This window comes from Janthinobacterium sp. 344 (genome assembly GCF_900112025.1).
Lineage (GTDB): Bacteria > Pseudomonadota > Gammaproteobacteria > Burkholderiales > Burkholderiaceae_D > Janthinobacterium.
On record NZ_FOKL01000001.1, the window covers coordinates 298,762 to 318,455 of the forward strand.

A 19,694-nucleotide genomic window follows, 5' to 3' on the forward strand; every position below is an offset into this window, starting at 1 on the left:
ACTGGAGCGGGAGAAGAGTCTCGAACTCTCGACCTCAACCTTGGCAAGGTTGCGCTCTACCAACTGAGCTACTCCCGCGTCATCAACAACAGGCCAGCATTATAGAGGGATTACAGGGGCTGTCAACGGGCAATATCTGGTCTTTTGCAAAATATTTGGGGTCAGACCCTTTGGGACTCGGCGTCCCCGTCTGACCCCAGCTCTTGCGTTTGGGCTAAACACTTCAATGCAAGTTGCCGGCCTTTTCCTTGATCAGGGGCCATGCCAGGCGCAAATAATAAAACATCGACCACACCGTCAGCACGCAGGCGATCCACAGCAGCTTTTCGCCCCACACATGGGTATCGATCGCGCCGAAGATCACTTCGTGGTACAGCAGCAAGGGAATGGCCGTCATTTGCGCGGCCGTCTTGATCTTGCCGATCGAGCTGACAGCCACCGATTTCGAGGCGCCGATCTGCGCCATCCATTCGCGCAAGGCGGAAATCGTGATTTCGCGGCCGATGATGATGAAGGCCAGCACGGCATTGACACGATCCAGCTGCACCAGCACCAGCAAGGCGCCCGCCACCATCAACTTGTCGGCGACCGGGTCGAGGAAGGCGCCGAAGGCCGACGTCTGGTTCCAGCGCCGCGCAAGAAAGCCATCGAACCAGTCGGTGACGGCGGCAACAATGAAGACCAGGGTGGCGACCAGGTTCTGGTCGCCGTGCAGCAGCATCGATGGCGGCAGGTAAAACACGCCGACGACGAGCGGGATCAGGGCCACGCGCAGCCAGGTCAGGAGGATGGGAATATTAAAAGGCATAGGAAAGCAATCGGCCGACGGGTAAATTGAACATGAGGAAAGCGCCACTAGTCTACATGGCCCCAGGGTATTAGCCTAGTCCGGTTGCGGCAGCGCCGGGCCAGGCCATTTATTCATCAATGCAGCTGCTTGTAGATTTCTTCCGCCAGCTGCGTGGAAATCCCCTCCACCGACATCAGGTCCTCGACGCTGGCGTCGACCACGCCGCGCAAGCCGCCAAAGCGCGACAGCAGTTTCTGGCGGCGCTTGGCGCCGATGCCTTCAATCTCTTCCAGGCGCGAGGTCTGGCGCGTCTTGGCGCGCTTGGCGCGCATGCCGGTAATGGCAAAACGGTGCGCCTCGTCGCGGATCTGCGCGATCAGCATCAGGGCCGCCGATTCCTTGCCCAGTTCCTGCGGCGCGCGGCCATCGACGAACAGCAGGGTTTCCAGGCCCACCTTGCGCCCTTCCCCCTTGGCCACGCCGACGATCAGGCTGATATCGAGTCCCAGTTCGGCGAACACCTGGCGCGCCATTTCGATCTGTCCCTTGCCGCCGTCGATCAGCACCACGTCGGGCATCACGCCGTCGCCATTCGCCACCTTTTCGTAGCGGCGCATCAGGACCTGGCGCATGGCCGCGTAATCGTCGCCGGGCGTGATGTCGTTGATGTTGTAGCGCCGGTATTCGCCGTTCTGCATGGCGTGGTGGTGGAACACCACGCACGACGCCTGTGTCGCCTCGCCCTGCGTGTGGCTGATGTCGAAGCATTCCACGCGCAGGCTGTCGAGGTCTTCCGTTTCCAGGCGCAGGGCCTCGGCCAGCGCGCGCGTGCGCGACTGCTGCGAGCCCTGCTCGGACAGCAGGCGCGCCAGCGAAATCTCGGCGCCCTTCTGCGCCATCTCCAGCCACTGGCGGCGCTGCCCCTGCGGCTGGAAGATCAGGTTGATGCGGTGGCCGCACTGTTCCATCAGCGCCACCATCAGGGCCGGCTGGTCGAATTCGATATTCAGGATCAGGGTGCCGGGGATGAATTTTTCCGTGTAGTGCTGGGCCAGGAAGGCAGCCAGCACTTCCACCTCGATGGCTTCCTCGGCAATCGCCGCCGCATCGCTGAGCTGGCTGGGGAAATAGGCGCGGTCGCCCAGGTGGCGTCCGCCGCGCACCATGGCCAGGTTGACGCAGGCGCGCCCGCCCTGCACCAGCACGGCGAGGATGTCGACGTCGGCGTCGCCCGTCGTTTCCATGCTTTGCTGGTGCAGCACGCGCGACAGCGAGGCGATCTGGTTGCGCACCACCACGGCCTGCTCGAATTTCAGCTCGGCGGCAAACGCGTGCATCTTCTTTTCCAGGTCGGCCAGCACTTCGCTCTGGCGCCCGCGCAGGAAGCGCGCCGCGTTCTCCACGTCGTTTTTATACTCTTCCTTGCTGATCAGGTCCACGCAGGGCGCGCTGCAGCGGCCGATCTGGTGCAGCAGGCACGGCCGCGTGCGGTTCGCGTAGACGCTGTCCTCGCAGGTGCGGATGAGAAAAACCTTTTGCAGGATCTGCATCGATTCCTTGACGGCCCAGGAACTGGGAAACGGTCCGAAATACTGGTTTTTCTTGTCCACCGCGCCCCGGTAATACACCATGCGCGGCGCATCGCCGTTGGTGATTTTCAGATACGGATACGATTTATCATCGCGGAACAGGATGTTGTAGCGCGGCTGCAGCGCCTTGATCAGGTTGTTTTCCAGGATCAGCGCTTCCGCCTCGCTGTGCGTGACGGTCGTTTCCAGGCGCGCGATGCGCTCGACCATCATGGCGATGCGGGGACTGGCCAGGTTTTTCTGGAAATAGCTGGAGACGCGCTTTTTCAGGTCGCGCGCCTTGCCGACATACAAGACCTTGTCGGCGGCGTCGAAATAACGGTACACGCCGGGCAGGTTCGGCAGCTTGGCGACGGTGGCCAGCACCTGCGCGCGCGGGTCGGGTGGCGTTTCCGTGGAATTGAGGTCGGGTATTGCTTCGGTCATTGCTGGCTCTTAAATGGGGTCAGACCCGCCGGGTCTGACCCCGGCATCTGCCTGTTCCACGATCACGAACGCGACCGCATAGTCTTCTTCGTCGCTGATCGTCACTTGCGCGCTCAGGCGGTGCTGCGCCATGAATTCCGCCAGCACGCCGCTGCAGACGATCATCGGCTTGCCGCTGGGGTGGTTCAGCATCTGCGCGGCGGGCCACGTCATCGGCATGCGCAGGCCCAGGCCGATCGCCTTGGAAAACGCTTCCTTGGCGGCGAAGCGGGTGGCGAGAAAACGCACGCCGCGCACGGCGTTCTTGGCGCTGCGGGCGCGGAACTTGTCCAGCTCCTGCGGCCCCAGTATTTTCCTGGCGAAACGCTCGCCATGACGGGCCAGCGCCGCCTCGATGCGCGGGATCTTGCAGATATCGGTGCCGATGCCGTAGATCATGCTGCGCTCCCTTGTCAGGCGCGGTGGCCGATGCGTGTCGCCACCATGATGGCCTTCATTTCGCGCACGGCGTTTTCCCAGCCGACAAACACGGCATGCGCGACGATGGCGTGGCCGATATTGAGTTCAGCGATATCGGGAATCGCGGCGATCGCCTGCACATTGGTGTAATGCAAGCCGTGGCCCGCGTTGACTTTCAAGCCGCGGCCCACGCCGAACAGCACGCCCGCCTTGATGCGCTCCAGTTCCGCCAATTGCTCGGCGCCTTCGGTATCCGCATAGCGGCCCGTGTGCAGCTCGATCACCGGTGCGCCCAGTTCGGCGGCGGCGGCGATCTGCTGCTCGTCGGCATCGATGAACAGGCTCACGCGGATGCCCTCGCCTTGCAATTGTTTGACGGCCGCCTGCACTTCCTTGAAGTAGCGCACCACGTCGAGGCCGCCTTCCGTCGTCACTTCCGTGCGTTTTTCCGGCACCAGGCAGACGTCCGCCGGCCGGATGCGGCAGGCGAAGTCGAGCATTTCCTGCGTCACGGCCGCTTCCAAATTCATGCGCGTGAGCAATTGCGGCGCGATGGCGATCACGTCCGCATCCTTGATGTGGCGGCGGTCTTCGCGCAAATGCAGGGTGATGGCGTCCGCGCCCGCCTGTTCGGCCAGCAGGGCCGCGCGGATCGGGTCAGGATAGGCGGTGCCGCGCGCATTGCGCAAGGTGGCCACGTGGTCGATGTTGACGCCCAGGTCGATGACGGGGCCGGAAGGCTGCAAAAAGCTCATAAAGTGGTATCCATAGTGTGCCGCAGTCACCCAACAACTACAGCTGCATTAAATCGATCAGTATCTGGCGCGTATTCAAGGTGGCGCCGCCCAGCTGATGGGCCAGCAAAAAACGCATCAGCAGCTTGCTTTGCGCCTGCGTGGCCGCATCCGCATATTCTTCGCGCTCCATGTCGAGCAGGGTCTTGCCCGTGATCTTGGGCCAGACATCGGCGGCGCGGGCCGGGCGCGGCCCCCGCTCCGGGTCCACCACGTACACCTGCCCCGCCTCGACGGCCTGGCGCGTGCCCGTGCAGCGCGTCAGGTCCGCCGCCACGCCCGTTTCCTTGAGCAGGGCGCGCTCGAACTTGCGCAGCACGATGGGCGCCGGCTCATTGTGCGCCAGTTGATTCAAGGTGGCAACGTAGTGGTCGAACAGGACGGGGTGCGGATCGTCGCGCGCCAGCAGTTTCACCAGCAATTCGTTCAGATAAAAACCGCACAGCAAGGCCGTCTTTTCCAGCGGCAGCATGCCGCCCACCCATTCGGCGCCCGTCAAAATGCGCAGCTCGGATTTACCCGTCCAACCCGCTTGCAGGGGCTGGAAGGTCTGCAGCACGCCGCGCAACTGCGAATGGGGCCGCTTGGCGCCCTTGGCGACGAGCGCGATGCGGCCGTACTCGCGCGTAAACACGTCAACGATGAGGCTGGTTTCTTTATGCGGATAGCTGTGCAGCACGAAGGCTGGCTGGCCCGTGATGCGGCCGTCGCGCCCGGGCGGACGGCTGCGCCGTGGCGGCGCCGACGCGGGCGGTGCGGAAGGTGCGGCCGGCGGCGCGATGGCCGCCGGCGCGGGAACGACGACTGTGGCTGGCGCAGGATCGTGCAGCGCTGGCGTGGTGGTGCTCATGCGTGTGGCGTCGCCCCCGGGTTGCGGATTACTCGTAGCCGTAGGCGCGCAAGCCCGCCTCGTTGTCGGCCCAGCCCGATTTGACCTTGACCCAGATCTCCAGGTACACGGGGCCGCCGAACAGTTTTTCCATGTCCAGGCGGGCCTGGGTGGACACTTCCTTCAGGCGCGCGCCCTTGTTGCCGATAATCATGGACTTGTGCGTGTCGCGCTCGACGAGGATGGCGGCAAACACGCGGCGCAGATCGCCTTCCTGCTCGAATTTCTCGATCAGCACGGTGCTCGTGTACGGCAGTTCGTCGCCCACAAAACGGAACAGTTTTTCGCGCACGATTTCCGAGGCGAGGAATTTTTCGCTGCGGTCCGTGATGTCGTCGGGGCCAAAGATGGGCTGGTTTTCAGGCAAGAAGCGCTTGATCTCGTTCTGCAAGCCTTCCAGCTGGAAATGCAGCTTGGCGGACACGGGCACGATGGCGGCGAAGTCGCGCATGGCGGCGATCTTTTGCGCGAACGGCAGCAGCACGGCCTTGTCCTTGACGCGGTCGGATTTATTGATGACGAGGATGCACGGCACTTCCTTCGGCAGCAAATCCATCACTTGCTGGTCGGCCGGGCCGAACGTGCCCGCCTCGATCACGTACAAAATCACGTCCGAGGAAATCAGGGTGTTCGTGACGGTCTTGTTCAGCGTCTTGTTCAGCGCGTTCGAATGGCGCGTCTGGAAGCCCGGCGTATCGACGTAGATGAATTGCGCGTCCGGCACCGTCTGGATGCCCGTGATGCGGTGGCGCGTGGTCTGCGCCTTGCGCGAAGTGATGCTGACCTTCGCGCCGATCAGCACGTTCATCAGGGTCGATTTGCCCACGTTGGGGCGGCCCACGATGGCGATATAGCCACAGCGGAAGTTGTCGGGCATTTTGGTGGCTGTCATGCTAGTGTCGATTCTGTGTAGTGTGAGCGGCGATCGCCGGGCCAGCCGGGGCTGCCGCGTCGTCGCTCTGGATGGTGGCAATGCCGGCCAGCTTGAGCTGGGCGGCGCGCGGTTTGGGCTTGCGGCTGGCGGCAGGCGACTTCAACAGTGCCTGCTCGGCCACGTCCAGCGCCAGTTTGGCGGCGGCTTGCTCACCGGCGCGGCGGCTTCCGCCACGGCCGTAAACCTGGATATTCAATTTCGGCACCAGGCATTCGATCTCGAATTCCTGGCTGTGGGCGGCGCCGTGGGTGGCCACCACGTTGTACTGTGGCAGCGAAATTTTCTTGCTTTGCAAAAACTCCTGCAGCAGGGTCTTGGCATCCTTGCCCAGCGTCTGCGGGTCGACCGAGTCGAGGATGGGAATGTAGAAGGCGCGGATCACCGTGCTGGCGGCGTCGAAACCCGTGTCGAGGAAAATGGCGCCCAGCAAGGCTTCCAGGGTGTCGGCCAGGATCGATGGACGGCGGAAGCCGCCCGATTTCAATTCACCTTCGCCCAGGCGCAAAAATTGCGACAATTCCAGCTTTTGCGCGATTTCATACAGCGACTGCTGCTTCACCAGATTGGCGCGCAGGCGCGACAGGTCGCCCTCGTCGATGGCCTTGAAGCGTTCGTACAGGATGGAAGCGACCACGCAGTTCAGGATGGAGTCGCCGAGAAATTCCAGCCGCTCATTATGCAAACTGCTGTGGCTACGATGCGTCAAGGCTTGCTGCAACAGGCCAGCATCCTGGAACGTATAGCCTAAACGGGTTTGCAATAGCTGAAGATTCATTGTTGTTTCTGTATCATCTGAGTAATTCGGCTGGCCGCCGCGCGGGGAATCGGCGCGGCAACCATGGGCTGGCCTTGTAAGGACCAGGCCGGCTTGTTGCTTAGTGTATGCCGCCCACGCGCTTCGGATTGCTGAAGTTCATCCACACCAGGAAGGCCTTGCCGACGATGTTTTCGTTCGGCACGAAGCCCCAGTAGCGGCTGTCCGCGCTATTGTCGCGGTTATCACCCATCATGAAATAGTTACCTGGCGGCACCACGCACGTAAAACCGTCTTCGTTATAGTTGCAGGCGTCCTTGTGGGGGAAATCCTTCACTTCACGCAAGTTCAAGGTCGGAGCAGGTTCGTCGTTGAGGATGCGGTGGCTCACGCCCGTCAGGTTTTCTTCCAGCTGCTTGTGGTAGACGGTGCTTTCATCGTCCAGGTAATCGTCCAGCGGCGTGTACTGCACTTCCTTGCCGTTGACCGTCAAGCGCTTGTTTTCATAGGTGATTTTATCACCGGGCACGCCGATCACGCGCTTGATATAATCTTGCGACATATCCTTCGGGTACTTGAACACCATCACGTCGCCGCGCTGCGGGTCGTTCACTTCGATGATGCGCTTGTTGAGGATCGGCAGGCGGATGCCATACGTGAACTTGTTCACCAGGATCAGATCGCCCACCAGCAAGGTCGGCACCATCGAGCTCGACGGGATCTTGAATGGCTCGTACAGGAACGAGCGCAGGCAGAACACGAGGGCGATGACGGGGAAGAAGCTGCCCGAATACTCGACCCAGGTCGGCTGGCGCAACAGGGCCGCCTCGATGGCGGCACGGCTGCCGCCCGCATCGGACTTGATGCCTTCGGCCGACAGCTTGGCCTGGCGCGCGTCAAATTCCGCCAGGGCGCGGTCGGCCGCCTTGCGGCGCTGCTTGGACAGGTAAAACACGTCCAGGCACCAGACCAGGCCCGTCAGCACCATCAGCACGAACAGGATTAAAGCGAAATTTCCTAAGATCACTTGCAGGTTCATTTATCGTCCACTTGTAAAATTGCCAGGAATGCTTCTTGCGGGATCTCCACGGAACCCACTTGCTTCATGCGCTTCTTACCCGCTTTTTGTTTTTCCAGCAATTTTTTCTTGCGGCTGATATCGCCGCCATAGCACTTCGCCAGCACGTTCTTGCGCAGGGCTTTCACGTTTTCGCGCGAGATGATGTTGGCGCCGATGGTGGCCTGGATGGCCACGTCGAACATCTGGCGCGGGATCAGTTCGCGCATCTTGGCGGCCACCTGGCGGCCACGGTACTGGCTGTTCGAGCGGTGGACGATGATGGCCAGCGCATCGACTTTTTCGCTGTTGATCAGCATGTCGACCTTGACCACGTCGGCCGCGCGGTATTCCTTGAACTCGTAGTCCATCGAGGCATAGCCGCGCGACGTCGATTTCAGGCGGTCGAAGAAGTCCAGCACGATCTCGGCCATCGGCATTTCATAGACCAGCTTGACCTGGCGGCCGTGGTAGCTCATGTCCATCTGGATGCCGCGCTTGGCGATGCACAGCGTGATCACGGAGCCCACGTATTCCTGCGGCATGTACAGGTTGACGGTGACGATCGGCTCGCGCACTTCCTCGATGCGCGACGGGTCCGGCATCTTCGACGGATTGTCGACGTTGATCAGGGTGCCATCGCGCTGGATCACTTCGTACACCACGGTCGGCGCCGTCGTGATCAGGTCCATGTCGAATTCGCGCTCCAGGCGCTCCTGCACGATTTCCATGTGCAGCAAGCCCAGGAAGCCGCAGCGGAAGCCGAAGCCCAGCGCCTGCGACACTTCCGGCTCGTACATCAGGGCCGCGTCATTGAGTTTCAGTTTTTCCAGCGAGTCGCGCAGCGCATCGTACTGGTTCGCTTCCACCGGGAACAGGCCGGCGAACACCTGCGGCTGCACTTCCTTGAAGCCTGGCAATGGCTCGGCGGCAGGACGATTGGCCAGGGTCACGGTATCGCCCACTTTCGCGGCCTTCAATTCCTTGATGCCGGCGATGATGAAGCCCACCTGGCCCGCGGACAGTTGCGGCAGGGATTGCGAACGGGGCGAGAACACGCCGATGTCTTCCACCAGTTGCACCGAATCGGTGGCCATCAGGCGAATCTTGTCCTTCGGCTTCAGGGTGCCGTTGACCACGCGCACCAGCATCACCACGCCCACGTAGGAGTCGTACCACGAGTCGACGATCAGCGCTTGCAGCGGCGCATCCGGGTCGCCCTTCGGCGGCGGCACCTTGGCGATCAAGGACTCCAGCACATCCTGCACGCCCAGTCCCGTCTTGGCCGAGCAATGCACGGCGTCGGTCGCGTCGATGCCGATCACGTCTTCGATTTCGGCAATGGCGTTCGGCGGATCGGCGTTCGGCAAGTCGATCTTGTTCAGCACGGGCACCACTTCCACGCCCAGGTCCAGCGCCGTGTAGCAGTTGGCGACCGTTTGCGCTTCCACGCCTTGCGAGGCGTCGACCACCAGCAGCGCGCCTTCGCAGGCGGACAGCGAGCGCGACACTTCATAGCTGAAGTCGACGTGGCCCGGCGTATCGATCAGGTTCAGATTGTAGATCTGGCCATCGCGCGCCTTGTAGTGCAGGGCCGCCGTTTGCGCCTTGATGGTAATGCCGCGCTCGCGCTCCAGATCCATCGAATCGAGCACCTGCGCCTCCATCTCGCGGTCGGACAAGCCGCCGCACAATTGAATGATGCGGTCAGCCAGGGTCGATTTACCGTGGTCAATATGGGCGATGATGGAGAAGTTGCGTATGTTATTCATTAACTAATATATGTGCGAGTGACAACACTGCTTTAACAGGAATCAAGGGGATCATGTCCGGGCCAAACAGGGCCAGAACCGGGCGCCCCACTCATGATGAAAAAAGCGCTCCGAGCAGGACATCTGCATGCCCAGGCGAGCGCTTTTGAAGCGACAGAAGCTGCTGCCTCGGACAGTAGCTTTTTCGACCTCCCCATTTTACCGGATTTCAGAGTAGAAAGCCCGTCTTATGAGGCCGGCGCCGGGGCAAGGCGACAATTTTGCCTGTTTTCAGCACCAGAATGGTGCAATGCAGTGTCAATATTGGCGGTTATGCTACACCAGGCAGTGCCGCACGGCCGCCTCATCGAGAAAATAATGGCATAGCTCCGGTTGCGCCAGGTCGCCGAACAGCACCGGCACCAGCTCGTCGAAACGCGCCAGCAGCGAGGCGTCGGGCGAGGCATCGATATCGATGACGTCCACCGTAAACGGTTTTCCGGGCGGCTGCAGCAGGAGCAAGGCGTCCAGCATGTCCTGGCATAAATGGCAATAACTGCGGGAATAGAGGGTAAAGTGCATGGCGGGCAGGATACCGCATCCCGGCTGTGGCCGGAATGCGGGAGGATCACATGGTTACTTCGCCGACGGACGCAGGGCCACGAATTGCGCCACGTCACCACGGCGCACCAGTACGGCCGATGGCTTCTTCGGATCGAGCTTGGCCACCAGCGCGTTGAATTGCTTGGCATCTTTCACGGCAACATTGTTCAGTTGCAAGATCACGTCGCCAGGCTGCAAGCCGGCCAGGGCCGCCACGCCATCGGCGTCGTCCACTTGCACGCCCGCATCGATCTTCAGCTCCTGCTTCTTGGCTGCCGGCACGTCGCTCACTTTCAGGCCCAGCGCGTTGACGGCTTGCGCTTCCGGCTCCTTGGCGCCCTTCTTGGCCGTCTTGTCGCCTTCCAGCTCGACGACGGTGACAGGAATATCCTGCTGCGCACCCTTGCGCCACACGGTGACGGTGGACTTGCCGTTGACGGCGGCGCCACCGACCAGGCGCGGCAGGTCGGACGAGCGCTCGATGGGCGTGCCGTTGAATTTCAGGATGATATCGCCCGGCTTGATGCCCGCCTTGTCGGCAGGACCATCGGGCTCCACCATCGACACTTGGGCGCCCTTGGCGTTCGGCAAGCCCAGCGATTGCGCCACTTCCTTGCTGACTTCGCCAATCTGCACGCCGATACGTCCGCGCACCACTTTACCCGTCTTCTTCAGCTGCTCGCCCACGCGCATGGCTTCATCGATGGGCACGGCAAACGAAATGCCGTTATAGGCGCCGGACAAGGTGGCGATCTGCGAGTTGATGCCGATCACTTCGCCGCGCATATTGATCAGCGGACCACCGGAGTTGCCAGGATTGACAGCCACATCGCTCTGGATCAGCGGCAGGTAGTCGCCCGTATCGCGCGACTTGGCGGAAATAATGCCGGCCGTCACCGTATTTTCCAGGTTGAACGGCGAGCCGATGGCGATCACCCACTCGCCCACGCGGATCTTGTTCGAGTCGCCGATGGTCAGGCGCGGCAGGTTGCCGCCTTCGATTTTCAGCAGGGCCACGTCGGTGCGCGCATCGGCGCCGATCACCTTGGCCTTGAATTCGCGCTTGTCCGTCAGGGTCACGTACACCTCATCGGCGCCATCGACCACGTGCGCATTGCTCAGCACGTAGCCATCGGCCGAAATGATGAAGCCGGAACCGACGCCGCGCTGCACTTCCTGTTCCTGCGGCACGGCACGGCGGCCACCGCGCGGCGCCTGCTGGCGTGGCGTCGGCATGGCGCCACCAAAGAAGCGGCGCAGGAATTCCTGCATTTCCTGCTCGTCCTGGCCACCCATGCCGACCCCGGGGCCGCCCATTTTCAGGCGCTCGGTGGTGCGGATGTTCACGACGGCGGGGCCGACGGCGTCGACCAGGTCCGAGAAGTCAGGCAGTTTCACGGCAGGCACGGCCGCATGCGCTTGCGGCGCCAGGCCCAGCATGGTCGGGGCGAAAAAGACGCCAGCCGTACCGAACAATAAGGCGGAAAGCGTCTTCACTGAAAACGTCTTGCTGGCGACACACATGTTTTTTTTCATGGAAAGGATCTTTTCGAATATATAAACGGATCAAAACGCGGATCAGGCGAGTGCTTGCGTGCATGCTTCGCCGTCATCACGACCATCCCGGGGCGGACACACCTGGGCGCACGCATGGCAAACCATGCAACAATATATCGCAAAAGCAAGATATTGCCTGCATCTAGTGTCAATCGTGCAGAAGGCCGGTGTCAAGAGCGGAAGGGGAAGGTTAAGCCTCGCGTAAGGCAGGAAAACGCTCAGCGGCGCTGCGCCAGCGGCCCCGCCTCCAGCGGCTCGGGCAAGCCCGGCGGGACGATACTGCCGGAAACGGCCGCCAGCGCGCCATCGGCCGGCGGTATCGGGACATCGGCCAGGCGGCTGGCCAGCCTCGCGTCAAAGGTGGCGCTCAGTTCATGGCCGCACTGCTCCGACCGCAAGGCGTCGCCGATGCGCCGGTAGGCTTCCCAGGCTTGCCGTCCCGTCTCCGTGTCGAGGGCTGCAAACGCCAGTTCGAGCTCACTGGCCGCCAGCTCGCCATCGGCCAGGGCGGAAATAATCTCGTGCAATCGTGTGTGCGTGTCCATGATAGGCCCTGCCATGTCAAGAGGATCGGTGCGGAAACCGGGCGCAGCCATGCCAAACCCCATACTCATCAGATTACCAGCGCTTGTCAATCGGCATGTCCAGCAAGGGCTTCAATTTCTCCGCGATCACTTCGCGCGCGCGAAAAATGCGGCTGCGCACGGTGCCGATGGGACATGCCATGATCTCCGATATTTCTTCGTAGCTCAGGCCCTCGATCTCGCGCAGCACGATGGCCGTCCGCAACTCGATGGGCAGCACATCCATGGCCGCATTGACGGTCGCCGCAATCTGCTTGCTGGCCAACACCGATTCGGGCGTATTGTTGTCGCGCAACTTGTTGCCATCGTCGAAGGACTCCGCCTGTTCGGCATCGGCATCGCTGGACGTGGCGGCACGCCGCCCCTGGGTGACGAGATAATTCTTGGCCGTATTGATGCCGATGCGGTACAACCAGGTATAGAAGGCGGCCTCGCCGCGAAAATGGCGCAATGCCCGGTACGCCTTGATAAAGGTTTCTTGCACCACATCCTCGGCCTCCGCCGGGTCATGCACCAGGCGCGACACCAGGCGCATCAAGCGACGCTGGTATTTCGATACCAGGACGTCAAATGCCCGCTTGTCGCCCGCCTGCACCCGCTCGACCAGCAACTGGTCATACTCGCGCTCTGTCCTCACGCCCGATGTCCCTGTAGTCATGCAGCGTGGGCGCCTGTATGGATATAGAGTTGGCCCGCTGCAAGAAGTTCAGTGTTCGTCCCACTTTTATTCTTCCTCTCCCCGCGCCGCGATGGCCCGGCACGCCACGGCCAGCGGACGGAAGCCGGCACAGCCACGCCCCCGCTGCGCCAGCACGGCCACCCGCCGTCCATCACCGTTCGCCAGGCACAGCACCAGCAGCGATGGCCACAAAGTGGAGCCTGGCAGCAAGCGCAAGTCGGGCGGCACTGGCGGCGCTGGCGGCGCCGGCGGCGCTGGCGGCGCCGGCGGCGCCCGCCCGGCCTGCCCCGCAACGGCGGCGGCAAGGTCGTCGGGCACCGCGCCACGCTCCAGATATACCGCCAGCCGCAACTGGCCAACAGGCGAAATATCAAGCGCCTGCGGCTTTCTGCGCGAGCGCAGCAAAAGCAGCAACAGCACGCCGCCAGCCGCACTCAGCGCTGCACCGGGACAGCCCAGCGCATAAGCGCCGACCAGCTGGCCGGGAGCAGGCGCACTGCGCCACAGCCCGCACAAGGGCCAGGCGGCCAGCACGGCACACAGGCCCAGCGCCGCTTGCAAACAGCGCAAACAGACAGGCGTGCGAATGACCACCGAGACAGCGATTGACATACAACATGGGGAAAAAAGGCGCGCCGGCAACATGCCGGGCAAATTCAGGCACCAACGAACGTTGGCGCCGAATCAGCGCTCACTACGGTTTGACCGCAGCGAGCGCTTGAAAGTTCCTGCTTATTTCGCTTTACCGAAAATCAGCGTGCCATTCGTTCCGCCGAAGCCGAACGAATTCTTCACTGCATAATCGATCTTCATTTCACGCGCCGTATTGGCACAGAAATCGAGATCGCAAGCCGGATCCTGGTTGAAGATGTTGATGGTCGGTGGCGACACCTGATGGTGTACTGCCAGGACCGTAAACACCGCTTCCAGACCGCCCGCGCCGCCCAGCAAATGGCCTGTCATCGACTTGGTCGAGTTGACAACCAGATTCTTGGCATGCTCGCCGAAGGTGCGTTTGATGCCCATCACTTCCGCCACGTCGCCTTGCGGGGTCGACGTGCCGTGCGCGTTCAGGTACTGAATCTGATCCGGGTTCAAGCCTGCGTTGTTGAGGGCCGCGATCACCGATTTGCTGCCGCCGCTACCATCTTCCAGCGGCGAGGTCATGTGATAAGCATCTGCGCTCATCCCGAAACCATGCACTTCGGCATAGATCTTGGCACCACGGGCCACCGCGTGCTCGTACTCTTCCAGCACCATGACGCCAGCGCCCTCGCCCAGCACGAAGCCGTCGCGGTCGGTATCCCACGGACGCGATGCCGTTGCCGGATCGTCGTTGCGGGTCGACAAGGCGCGTGCCGAGGCGAAACCGCCCAGGCCCAGCGGCGACACGGTCGATTCAGCACCACCGGCGATCATGACGTCGGCATCGCCGTATTCGATCATGCGCGCTGCGGCACCGATGCTGTGCAAACCGGTGGTACACGCCGTAACGATGGCCAGGTTCGGGCCCTTCAGACCATATTTGATCGAAAGGTTGCCAGAGATCATGTTAATGATCGAGGCAGGCACGAAAAATGGCGAGATACGGCGCGGACCGCGCTTTTCGTACTCGGACTTGGTTTCCTCGATCAGCGGCAAGCCACCGATACCGGAACCGATGATGACGCCGATACGCTCGGCGTTCTCTTCGGTGACTTCCAGACCGGAGTCCTGGATCGCCTGGATGCCCGCAGCCATGCCGTAATGGATAAAGGTATCCATGTGGCGGGCTTCCTTACCGGAGATGTAATCTTCGATATTGAAACCTTTGACTTCACCGGCAAAATGCGTGGTGAATGGCTGTGCATCAAACTTGGTAATCGTGGCAATGCCGGATTTACCTTCAATGATTGCGCCCCACGCCTCGGCAATAGTATTGCCGACAGGTGAAACGCAGCCCAGGCCGGTGACAACAACACGACGGTTTTTAGAACGGCTCAAGCGATTCTCCTGAAGTCGGTCAAACAGGCTTAGGCCTTGACGTGTGCGGTGGCGTAGTCGATCGCCTGTTGCACGGTGGTGATTTTTTCAGCTTGCTCGTCAGGGATTTCCATTTCGAATTCGTCTTCCAGGGCCATGACCAGTTCCACGGTGTCCAGGGAATCGGCGCCCAGGTCGTCGACGAAGGAGGATTCGATTTTGATGTCTGCTTCTGCAACGCCCAGTTGCTCAGCGACGATTTTCTTAACGCGTTGTTCGATATCCGACATGTTATGGCTCCAAAGTGTGTGTTACGGAAAGTGCGCGCATTTTATCAGGTTTGCGCGTCCGAATACTAATTTCGGCGTCTGCTGCTAATTCGGCCGAAGCTGCTGCTAAAAGATGCGATTATAGACAAAAACGGCCTGTGAATCATGCCACAAACGGCCGCCCCGTCTACCTCTCACATCAATTCATGTACATTCCGCCATTCACGTGCAGGGTCGTGCCCGTGATATAGGCCGCTTGCGGCGAGGCCAAAAAGGCCACGGCGGCCGCCACATCTTCCGGCTTGCCCAGACGCGACAGGGGAATTTGCGTCAACAGCGCCGCGTGCTGCTCTTCGCTGAGCGCCTTGGTCATGTCGGTATCGATGAAGCCTGGCGCGATGCAGTTCACGGTAATGTTGCGGCTGCCGATTTCACGCGCCAGCGCGCGGCTCATGCCTTCCACGCCGGCCTTGGCCGCCGCGTAATTCATCTGCCCCGGATTGCCCGATGAGGCAACCACCGACGTGATATTAATGATACGCCCAGTTTTGGCTTTCATCATGCCGCGCAGTACGGCGCGCGACAGGCGCCCGACGGCCGACAGGTTCGTCGAGATGACGCTATCCCACTCTTCATCCTTCATGCGCATGGCCAGCTGGTCTTGCGTGATGCCCGCATTGTTGACCAGGATCGACAGGCTGCCATAGGTTTTCTGCACTTCGTCGACGACTTGCGCGCAGCGCGCCGCATCGGTCACGTTCAATACCACGCCCTTGCCCGTCACGCCTTCGGCGGCCAGGTAATCGCTGATGGCTTGCGCGCCGCTTTCCGAGGTGGCGGTGCCGACCACGGTGGCACCCTGCTTGCCCAGTTCGGTGGCGATGGCGCGGCCGATGCCGCGCGAGGCGCCCGTCACCAGCACGACTTGATTTGCTAAATTCATGAGTATCCTTAAAGATGGCTGGCGGCAGGCAGCGCTGCCCTGCCGCTTGCTGTTTACTTGAGCTGCGTCAAAATGCGTTCCAGCGATGCCTGGTCGACGATGGCGTCGCCCACCAGCACCGGATCGATGCGCTTGGCCAGGCCCATCAGGACCTTGCCCGGGCCGCATTCGATCACTTGCGTGATGCCGTCGGCGGCCACTTTCTGCATGGTTTCCACCCAGCGCACGGGGCTGGCCGCCTGGCGCACCAGCGCATCCTTGATGCCGGCCACATCGTTGACGATGGCCACGTCGACGTTGTTGATCAGGGCGATCTGCGGTGCCGAGAAATTCAGGCCGGCCATGTAGTCGCGCAGGCGGTCCGACGCGGGCTTGAGCAGCGACGAGTGGAATGGCGCGGAAACGGGCAATTTCATGGCGCGCTTGGCGCCCTTGGCCTTGGCCAGTTCGCAGGCGCGCTCGACCGCGGCCGTGTGGCCGGCGATAACCACTTGCGCAGGCGCATTGAAGTTGACGGGCTCGACCACCAGGGCCGGGTTTTCCGCCGCCGCGTCGGCGCACGCGGCGCGCACGTCGTCATCCGACAGGCCCAGCACGACAGCCATCGTGCCCTGCCCGACGGGCACGGCTTCCTGCATCGCTTGCGCGCGGAAACGCACCAGCGGCACGGCATCCTTGAAGTCGATGACGCCGGCGGCCACCAGCGCCGAGTATTCACCCAGGCTGTGGCCGGCAACGACGCTCGGCACAGGGCCGCCCGCCGCCAGCCAGGCGCGGTAGAACGCCACGGCCGCCGTCAGCATCACGGGCTGGGTATTCGTGGTCAGGTCCAGCTCTTCCTTCGGGCCTGCGGCGATCAGCTTGCCCAGGTCGAATTGCAGGGCGTCCGACGCTTCGGCCACGGTCTGGGCCACCACCGGGTTGCCGGCGAAGCCGTCGAGCATCGCAATCGCTTGCGAGCCTTGGCCTGGGAAAACAAATGCAAATTGTGTCATGGTGACTCCGTTTTTTTAATAGTATTGCGGGATTACATGCGCGCCAGCACGGCGCCCCAGGTAAAGCCGCCGCCCACGCCTTCCATCATGACGTTGTCGCCCTTCTTGACCCGGCCATCGCGCACGGCGATGTCGAGCGCCAGCGGGATCGAGGCGGCCGAGGTGTTGCCATGCTGGTCCACCGTGACGACCATCTTCTCCAGCGGCAAGCCGAGTTTCTTGGCCGTGCTGTTCATGATGCGGATGTTCGCCTGGTGCGGGATCAGCCAGTCGATCTGGTCCGAGGTCATGTTGGCGTGCGCCAGCGCTTCGTGCGCCACTTTTTCCAGCACGGACACGGCCAGCTTGAACACGGCCGGGCCATCCATGTACAGGAAGGCGCTGCCAGCCAGCGCGCCGCCGGCCAGGCTGCCCGGCACGCTGAGGATGTCCGAGTGGCGGCCGTCCGCGTGCAGCTTGGTGGCCAGGATGCCGGGATCTTTCGACGCCGTCATGACGATGGCGCCGGCGCCGTCGCCGAACAGCACGCAGGTGCCGCGGTCGTCGAAATTGAGGATGCGCGAAAACACCTCGGCGCCGATCACCAGCACGTTTTTATGCATGCCCGACTGGATGAAGCTGTCGGCCGTGGCCACCGCATACACGAAGCCGCTGCAGACGGCTTGCACGTCGACGGCGGCGCAGTTATTCGTGATGCCCAGCTTGTTTTGCACGATGCAGGCGGTGCTGGGAAAGCTGCCGAAGAAATCGGGGGTCGAGCTAGCGACGATGATCAGGTCCAGGTCGTTGCCGTTCAGGCCGGCCATTTCCAGGGCCTTCTTGGCCGCTTCCACGCCCAGGTCCGAGGAATTTTGCGACGGCGCCGCGTAATGGCGCGCCGAGATGCCGCTGCGCGAGACGATCCATTCATCCGACGTCTCGATGCCCTTGGCGGCGAGCTGTTCTGTCAAATCCTGGTTGGTGACGCGCTTCTCCGGCAAGTAACTGCCGGTACCGATAATTTTGCTGTAGATTTTGCTAAAAACAGTCATGCAATTACCCGTCCACTAAATGGTAGAGCTTGTTGATGTAGGTTCGTCCGGTACTGGCGTGCGCGGCATCAGCTCGGCGATCAGGCTGGCCAGGTGCGCTTGCACGTCGTTTTTTGCCGCATCAAAGGCGCGGCGCAAGGCCCATTCGAAGGAATAGGCATCGGCGCTGCCATGGCTCTTGAAGACGAGACCACGCAAGCCCAGCAGGCTGGCGCCGTTATAACGCGAAGGATTCAAGCGGTTGCCGATGGCTTTCAGGGCCCCGCGGGCGATCAGCGCGCCCAGCATGGTAATCGGATTGCGCTTGAATTCGGAAGTGAGCACGTCTTTCATGAAGCGCGCCAGGCCCTCGATGGCCTTCAGGGTCACATTGCCGACAAAGCCGTCGCACACGACGATATCGGTGGTGCCCTTGAAGATATCGTTGCCTTCCACGTTGCCGTAGAAGCTCAGCGCGCCGCGCTCGTGATCGGCCTGCAGCAGCTTCGAGGTGAGCTTCACCACTTCATTGCCCTTGATGTCTTCCGTGCCCACGTTCAGCAAGCCGATCGTGGGACGTTCGATGCCTTCCATGGCGGACACGAGCACGGAACCCATGATGGCGAACTGGTGCAGGTGGTGCGGTTCGCAATCGACGTTGGCACCCAGGTCCAGCATGTAGGTCGGGCCGTTCTTTTGATTCGGCAAGATGCTGCAGATGGCCGGGCGGTCGACGCCGGACATGGTTTTCAATACATAGCGCGACACGGCCATCAGGGCTGCCGTATTACCGGCGGAGACGGAGGCTTGCGCCACGCCGCTCTTGACCTGTTCGATGGCCACGCGCATGGACGAATCCTTCTTGCGGCGCAGGGCCACTTCCAGGGGGTCGTCCATGGTAACTTGTTCGGAGGCATGCAGTACCGACAGGCGCGGATGCGTGTCGGCTTTATGTTTTTTCAGTTCGGCACGGATCACGTCTTCCAATCCAACAAGGATCAGTTCGGCTTCAGGCTCATGTTTTACGAAGGAAATTGCTGCGGGGATAGTGACTGAGGGACCATGATCTCCGCCCATGCAGTCGATAGAAATTTTGATTGTCATTTGGTTTGATTCAGTACCGCTGCGGGCTTGCGGCAAGATGTGAATCGGACTGGAGCATACCAAGGCGGCATAGGTCACCACAGCTCTGGCAAGCTTGATTCAAAATGACGGTGTGCAAGATGAATTGCAGCCGATAAAAAAGAAGAAGCGGCGCCACGCCGAATAACCACGTAACACCGCTTTCATCTTACCCAACAAAAACGTCGATTACTCGTCGTTTTTGGTCTTCAGCACTTTACGGCCACGATAGAAGCCGTTAGGGCTGATATGGTGACGCAGGTGGGTTTCGCCGGTAACTGGCTCGACGCTCAATTGCGGCGCGACCAGGAAGTCGTGCGAACGGTGCATGCCGCGCTTGGAAGGGGTTTTCTTGTTCTGTTGAACTGCCATGATGACTCCTAATACATAAGTTCTAAAATTTTAGCACATTCGATTAGCAAATACATGCGAATCGAGTATCCCAGCGGCAAAGACTACCCGAAAATAGCCCGGACCGACATCGTTTATTACAATTACATTTCACTACACTTGCCATACTCGATTAC

The 19,694-nt window shown here is 61.3% G+C and carries 21 protein-coding genes and 1 tRNA gene; all 22 read right to left on the minus strand.

Annotated features, from left to right (window positions below):
- Positions 1-2 precede the first annotated feature (2 nt).
- Positions 3-78: transfer RNA gene (locus BM193_RS01290), tRNA-Gly, on the minus strand.
- Between the two features lie 145 nt (positions 79-223).
- Complete coding sequence (gene pgsA / locus BM193_RS01295) at positions 224-808, minus strand: CDP-diacylglycerol--glycerol-3-phosphate 3-phosphatidyltransferase (RefSeq protein ID WP_034749601.1); 585 nt, start codon at positions 806-808, stop codon at positions 224-226.
- A gap of 116 nt (positions 809-924) precedes the next feature.
- A complete protein-coding gene (gene uvrC, locus BM193_RS01300) occupies positions 925-2,805 on the minus strand; it encodes an excinuclease ABC subunit UvrC (protein WP_092832192.1) in 1,881 nt (626 codons plus the stop codon).
- 9 nt (positions 2,806-2,814) lie between these two features.
- The gene (gene acpS / locus BM193_RS01305; protein ID WP_092794690.1) at positions 2,815-3,243 is read right to left on the minus strand and encodes a holo-ACP synthase; all 429 of its coding nucleotides are present in this window, start codon (positions 3,241-3,243) and stop codon (positions 2,815-2,817) included.
- A 14-nt stretch (positions 3,244-3,257) separates the two neighbouring features.
- Positions 3,258-4,019, minus strand: a complete 762-nt coding sequence (gene pdxJ / locus BM193_RS01310; protein ID WP_092794692.1) for a pyridoxine 5'-phosphate synthase — start codon at positions 4,017-4,019, stop codon at positions 3,258-3,260.
- 37 nt (positions 4,020-4,056) lie between these two features.
- Positions 4,057-4,908, minus strand: coding sequence for a DNA repair protein RecO (recO, locus tag BM193_RS01315; RefSeq protein WP_092794695.1), 852 nt, complete (start codon positions 4,906-4,908; stop codon positions 4,057-4,059).
- A gap of 28 nt (positions 4,909-4,936) precedes the next feature.
- Positions 4,937-5,839, minus strand: coding sequence for a GTPase Era (gene era / locus BM193_RS01320; RefSeq protein WP_034749612.1), 903 nt, complete (start codon positions 5,837-5,839; stop codon positions 4,937-4,939).
- Between the two features lies 1 nt (position 5,840).
- The gene (rnc, locus tag BM193_RS01325; protein ID WP_092794698.1) at positions 5,841-6,656 is read right to left on the minus strand and encodes a ribonuclease III; all 816 of its coding nucleotides are present in this window, start codon (positions 6,654-6,656) and stop codon (positions 5,841-5,843) included.
- Positions 6,657-6,756: 100 nt separating this feature from the next.
- Positions 6,757-7,674 carry a signal peptidase I gene (lepB, locus tag BM193_RS01330; RefSeq protein ID WP_092794701.1) on the minus strand — a complete coding sequence of 306 codons (918 nt, stop codon included), beginning with the start codon at positions 7,672-7,674 and terminating at the stop codon, positions 6,757-6,759.
- Positions 7,671-9,464, minus strand: a complete 1,794-nt coding sequence (lepA, locus tag BM193_RS01335; protein ID WP_092794704.1) for a translation elongation factor 4 — start codon at positions 9,462-9,464, stop codon at positions 7,671-7,673. The genes lepB and lepA overlap by 4 nt, the downstream gene beginning before the upstream one ends.
- Before the next feature lie 315 nt (positions 9,465-9,779).
- Positions 9,780-10,025, minus strand: a complete 246-nt coding sequence (locus BM193_RS01340; protein WP_092794708.1) for a glutaredoxin family protein — start codon at positions 10,023-10,025, stop codon at positions 9,780-9,782.
- Positions 10,026-10,079: 54 nt separating this feature from the next.
- Positions 10,080-11,582 (minus strand): DegQ family serine endoprotease, encoded by a 1,503-nt coding sequence (locus BM193_RS01345; RefSeq protein WP_092794711.1) that lies wholly within the window; start codon positions 11,580-11,582, stop codon positions 10,080-10,082.
- Between the two features lie 239 nt (positions 11,583-11,821).
- Positions 11,822-12,148, minus strand: coding sequence for a sigma-E factor negative regulatory protein (locus tag BM193_RS01350; protein WP_092794714.1), 327 nt, complete (start codon positions 12,146-12,148; stop codon positions 11,822-11,824).
- A 73-nt stretch (positions 12,149-12,221) separates the two neighbouring features.
- Entirely contained in the window at positions 12,222-12,845 is a 624-nt protein-coding gene (rpoE, locus tag BM193_RS01355; RefSeq protein WP_171985072.1) for an RNA polymerase sigma factor RpoE, read from the minus strand.
- A 66-nt stretch (positions 12,846-12,911) separates the two neighbouring features.
- On the minus strand, positions 12,912-13,478 hold the full coding sequence (locus BM193_RS01360; RefSeq protein ID WP_139175987.1) for a hypothetical protein: 567 nt from the start codon (positions 13,476-13,478) through the stop codon (positions 12,912-12,914).
- A gap of 120 nt (positions 13,479-13,598) precedes the next feature.
- Positions 13,599-14,849 (minus strand): beta-ketoacyl-ACP synthase II, encoded by a 1,251-nt coding sequence (fabF, locus tag BM193_RS01365; RefSeq protein ID WP_071322906.1) that lies wholly within the window; start codon positions 14,847-14,849, stop codon positions 13,599-13,601.
- Positions 14,850-14,878: 29 nt separating this feature from the next.
- The gene (acpP, locus tag BM193_RS01370; protein ID WP_008449912.1) at positions 14,879-15,118 is read right to left on the minus strand and encodes an acyl carrier protein; all 240 of its coding nucleotides are present in this window, start codon (positions 15,116-15,118) and stop codon (positions 14,879-14,881) included.
- 178 nt (positions 15,119-15,296) lie between these two features.
- Positions 15,297-16,040 (minus strand): 3-oxoacyl-ACP reductase FabG, encoded by a 744-nt coding sequence (gene fabG, locus BM193_RS01375; RefSeq protein ID WP_092794721.1) that lies wholly within the window; start codon positions 16,038-16,040, stop codon positions 15,297-15,299.
- Positions 16,041-16,093: 53 nt separating this feature from the next.
- Positions 16,094-17,035 (minus strand): ACP S-malonyltransferase, encoded by a 942-nt coding sequence (gene fabD / locus BM193_RS01380; RefSeq protein ID WP_092794724.1) that lies wholly within the window; start codon positions 17,033-17,035, stop codon positions 16,094-16,096.
- 32 nt (positions 17,036-17,067) lie between these two features.
- A complete protein-coding gene (locus BM193_RS01385) occupies positions 17,068-18,066 on the minus strand; it encodes a beta-ketoacyl-ACP synthase III (protein ID WP_092832194.1) in 999 nt (332 codons plus the stop codon).
- A 15-nt stretch (positions 18,067-18,081) separates the two neighbouring features.
- Complete coding sequence (gene plsX, locus BM193_RS01390) at positions 18,082-19,149, minus strand: phosphate acyltransferase PlsX (protein WP_092794731.1); 1,068 nt, start codon at positions 19,147-19,149, stop codon at positions 18,082-18,084.
- A gap of 207 nt (positions 19,150-19,356) precedes the next feature.
- Entirely contained in the window at positions 19,357-19,539 is a 183-nt protein-coding gene (rpmF, locus tag BM193_RS01395; RefSeq protein WP_010399517.1) for a 50S ribosomal protein L32, read from the minus strand.
- Between the last annotated feature and the right edge of the window lie 155 nt (positions 19,540-19,694).

Excerpts from the sequence above, each read along its gene's own strand:
- lepA (WP_092794704.1), bottom strand. The coding sequence starts at position 9,464 with ATGAATAACATACGCAACTTCTCCATCATCGCCCATATTGACCACGGT.
- pgsA (WP_034749601.1), bottom strand. The coding sequence starts at position 808 with ATGCCTTTTAATATTCCCATCCTCCTGACCTGGCTGCGCGTGGCCCTG.
- rnc (WP_092794698.1), bottom strand. The coding sequence starts at position 6,656 with ATGAATCTTCAGCTATTGCAAACCCGTTTAGGCTATACGTTCCAGGAT.
- uvrC (WP_092832192.1), bottom strand. The coding sequence starts at position 2,805 with ATGACCGAAGCAATACCCGACCTCAATTCCACGGAAACGCCACCCGAC.
- BM193_RS01350 (WP_092794714.1), bottom strand. The coding sequence starts at position 12,148 with ATGGACACGCACACACGATTGCACGAGATTATTTCCGCCCTGGCCGAT.
- acpS (WP_092794690.1), bottom strand. The coding sequence starts at position 3,243 with ATGATCTACGGCATCGGCACCGATATCTGCAAGATCCCGCGCATCGAG.
- recO (WP_092794695.1), bottom strand. The coding sequence starts at position 4,908 with ATGAGCACCACCACGCCAGCGCTGCACGATCCTGCGCCAGCCACAGTC.
- fabD (WP_092794724.1), bottom strand. The coding sequence starts at position 17,035 with ATGACACAATTTGCATTTGTTTTCCCAGGCCAAGGCTCGCAAGCGATT.
- rpmF (WP_010399517.1), bottom strand. The coding sequence starts at position 19,539 with ATGGCAGTTCAACAGAACAAGAAAACCCCTTCCAAGCGCGGCATGCAC.
- BM193_RS01385 (WP_092832194.1), bottom strand. The coding sequence starts at position 18,066 with ATGACTGTTTTTAGCAAAATCTACAGCAAAATTATCGGTACCGGCAGT.
- acpP (WP_008449912.1), bottom strand. The coding sequence starts at position 15,118 with ATGTCGGATATCGAACAACGCGTTAAGAAAATCGTCGCTGAGCAACTG.
- BM193_RS01345 (WP_092794711.1), bottom strand. The coding sequence starts at position 11,582 with ATGAAAAAAAACATGTGTGTCGCCAGCAAGACGTTTTCAGTGAAGACG.
- rpoE (WP_171985072.1), bottom strand. The coding sequence starts at position 12,845 with ATGACTACAGGGACATCGGGCGTGAGGACAGAGCGCGAGTATGACCAG.
- lepB (WP_092794701.1), bottom strand. The coding sequence starts at position 7,674 with ATGAACCTGCAAGTGATCTTAGGAAATTTCGCTTTAATCCTGTTCGTG.
- BM193_RS01360 (WP_139175987.1), bottom strand. The coding sequence starts at position 13,478 with ATGTCAATCGCTGTCTCGGTGGTCATTCGCACGCCTGTCTGTTTGCGC.
- era (WP_034749612.1), bottom strand. The coding sequence starts at position 5,839 with ATGACAGCCACCAAAATGCCCGACAACTTCCGCTGTGGCTATATCGCC.
- pdxJ (WP_092794692.1), bottom strand. The coding sequence starts at position 4,019 with ATGAGCTTTTTGCAGCCTTCCGGCCCCGTCATCGACCTGGGCGTCAAC.
- plsX (WP_092794731.1), bottom strand. The coding sequence starts at position 19,149 with ATGACAATCAAAATTTCTATCGACTGCATGGGCGGAGATCATGGTCCC.
- fabG (WP_092794721.1), bottom strand. The coding sequence starts at position 16,040 with ATGAATTTAGCAAATCAAGTCGTGCTGGTGACGGGCGCCTCGCGCGGC.
- BM193_RS01340 (WP_092794708.1), bottom strand. The coding sequence starts at position 10,025 with ATGCACTTTACCCTCTATTCCCGCAGTTATTGCCATTTATGCCAGGAC.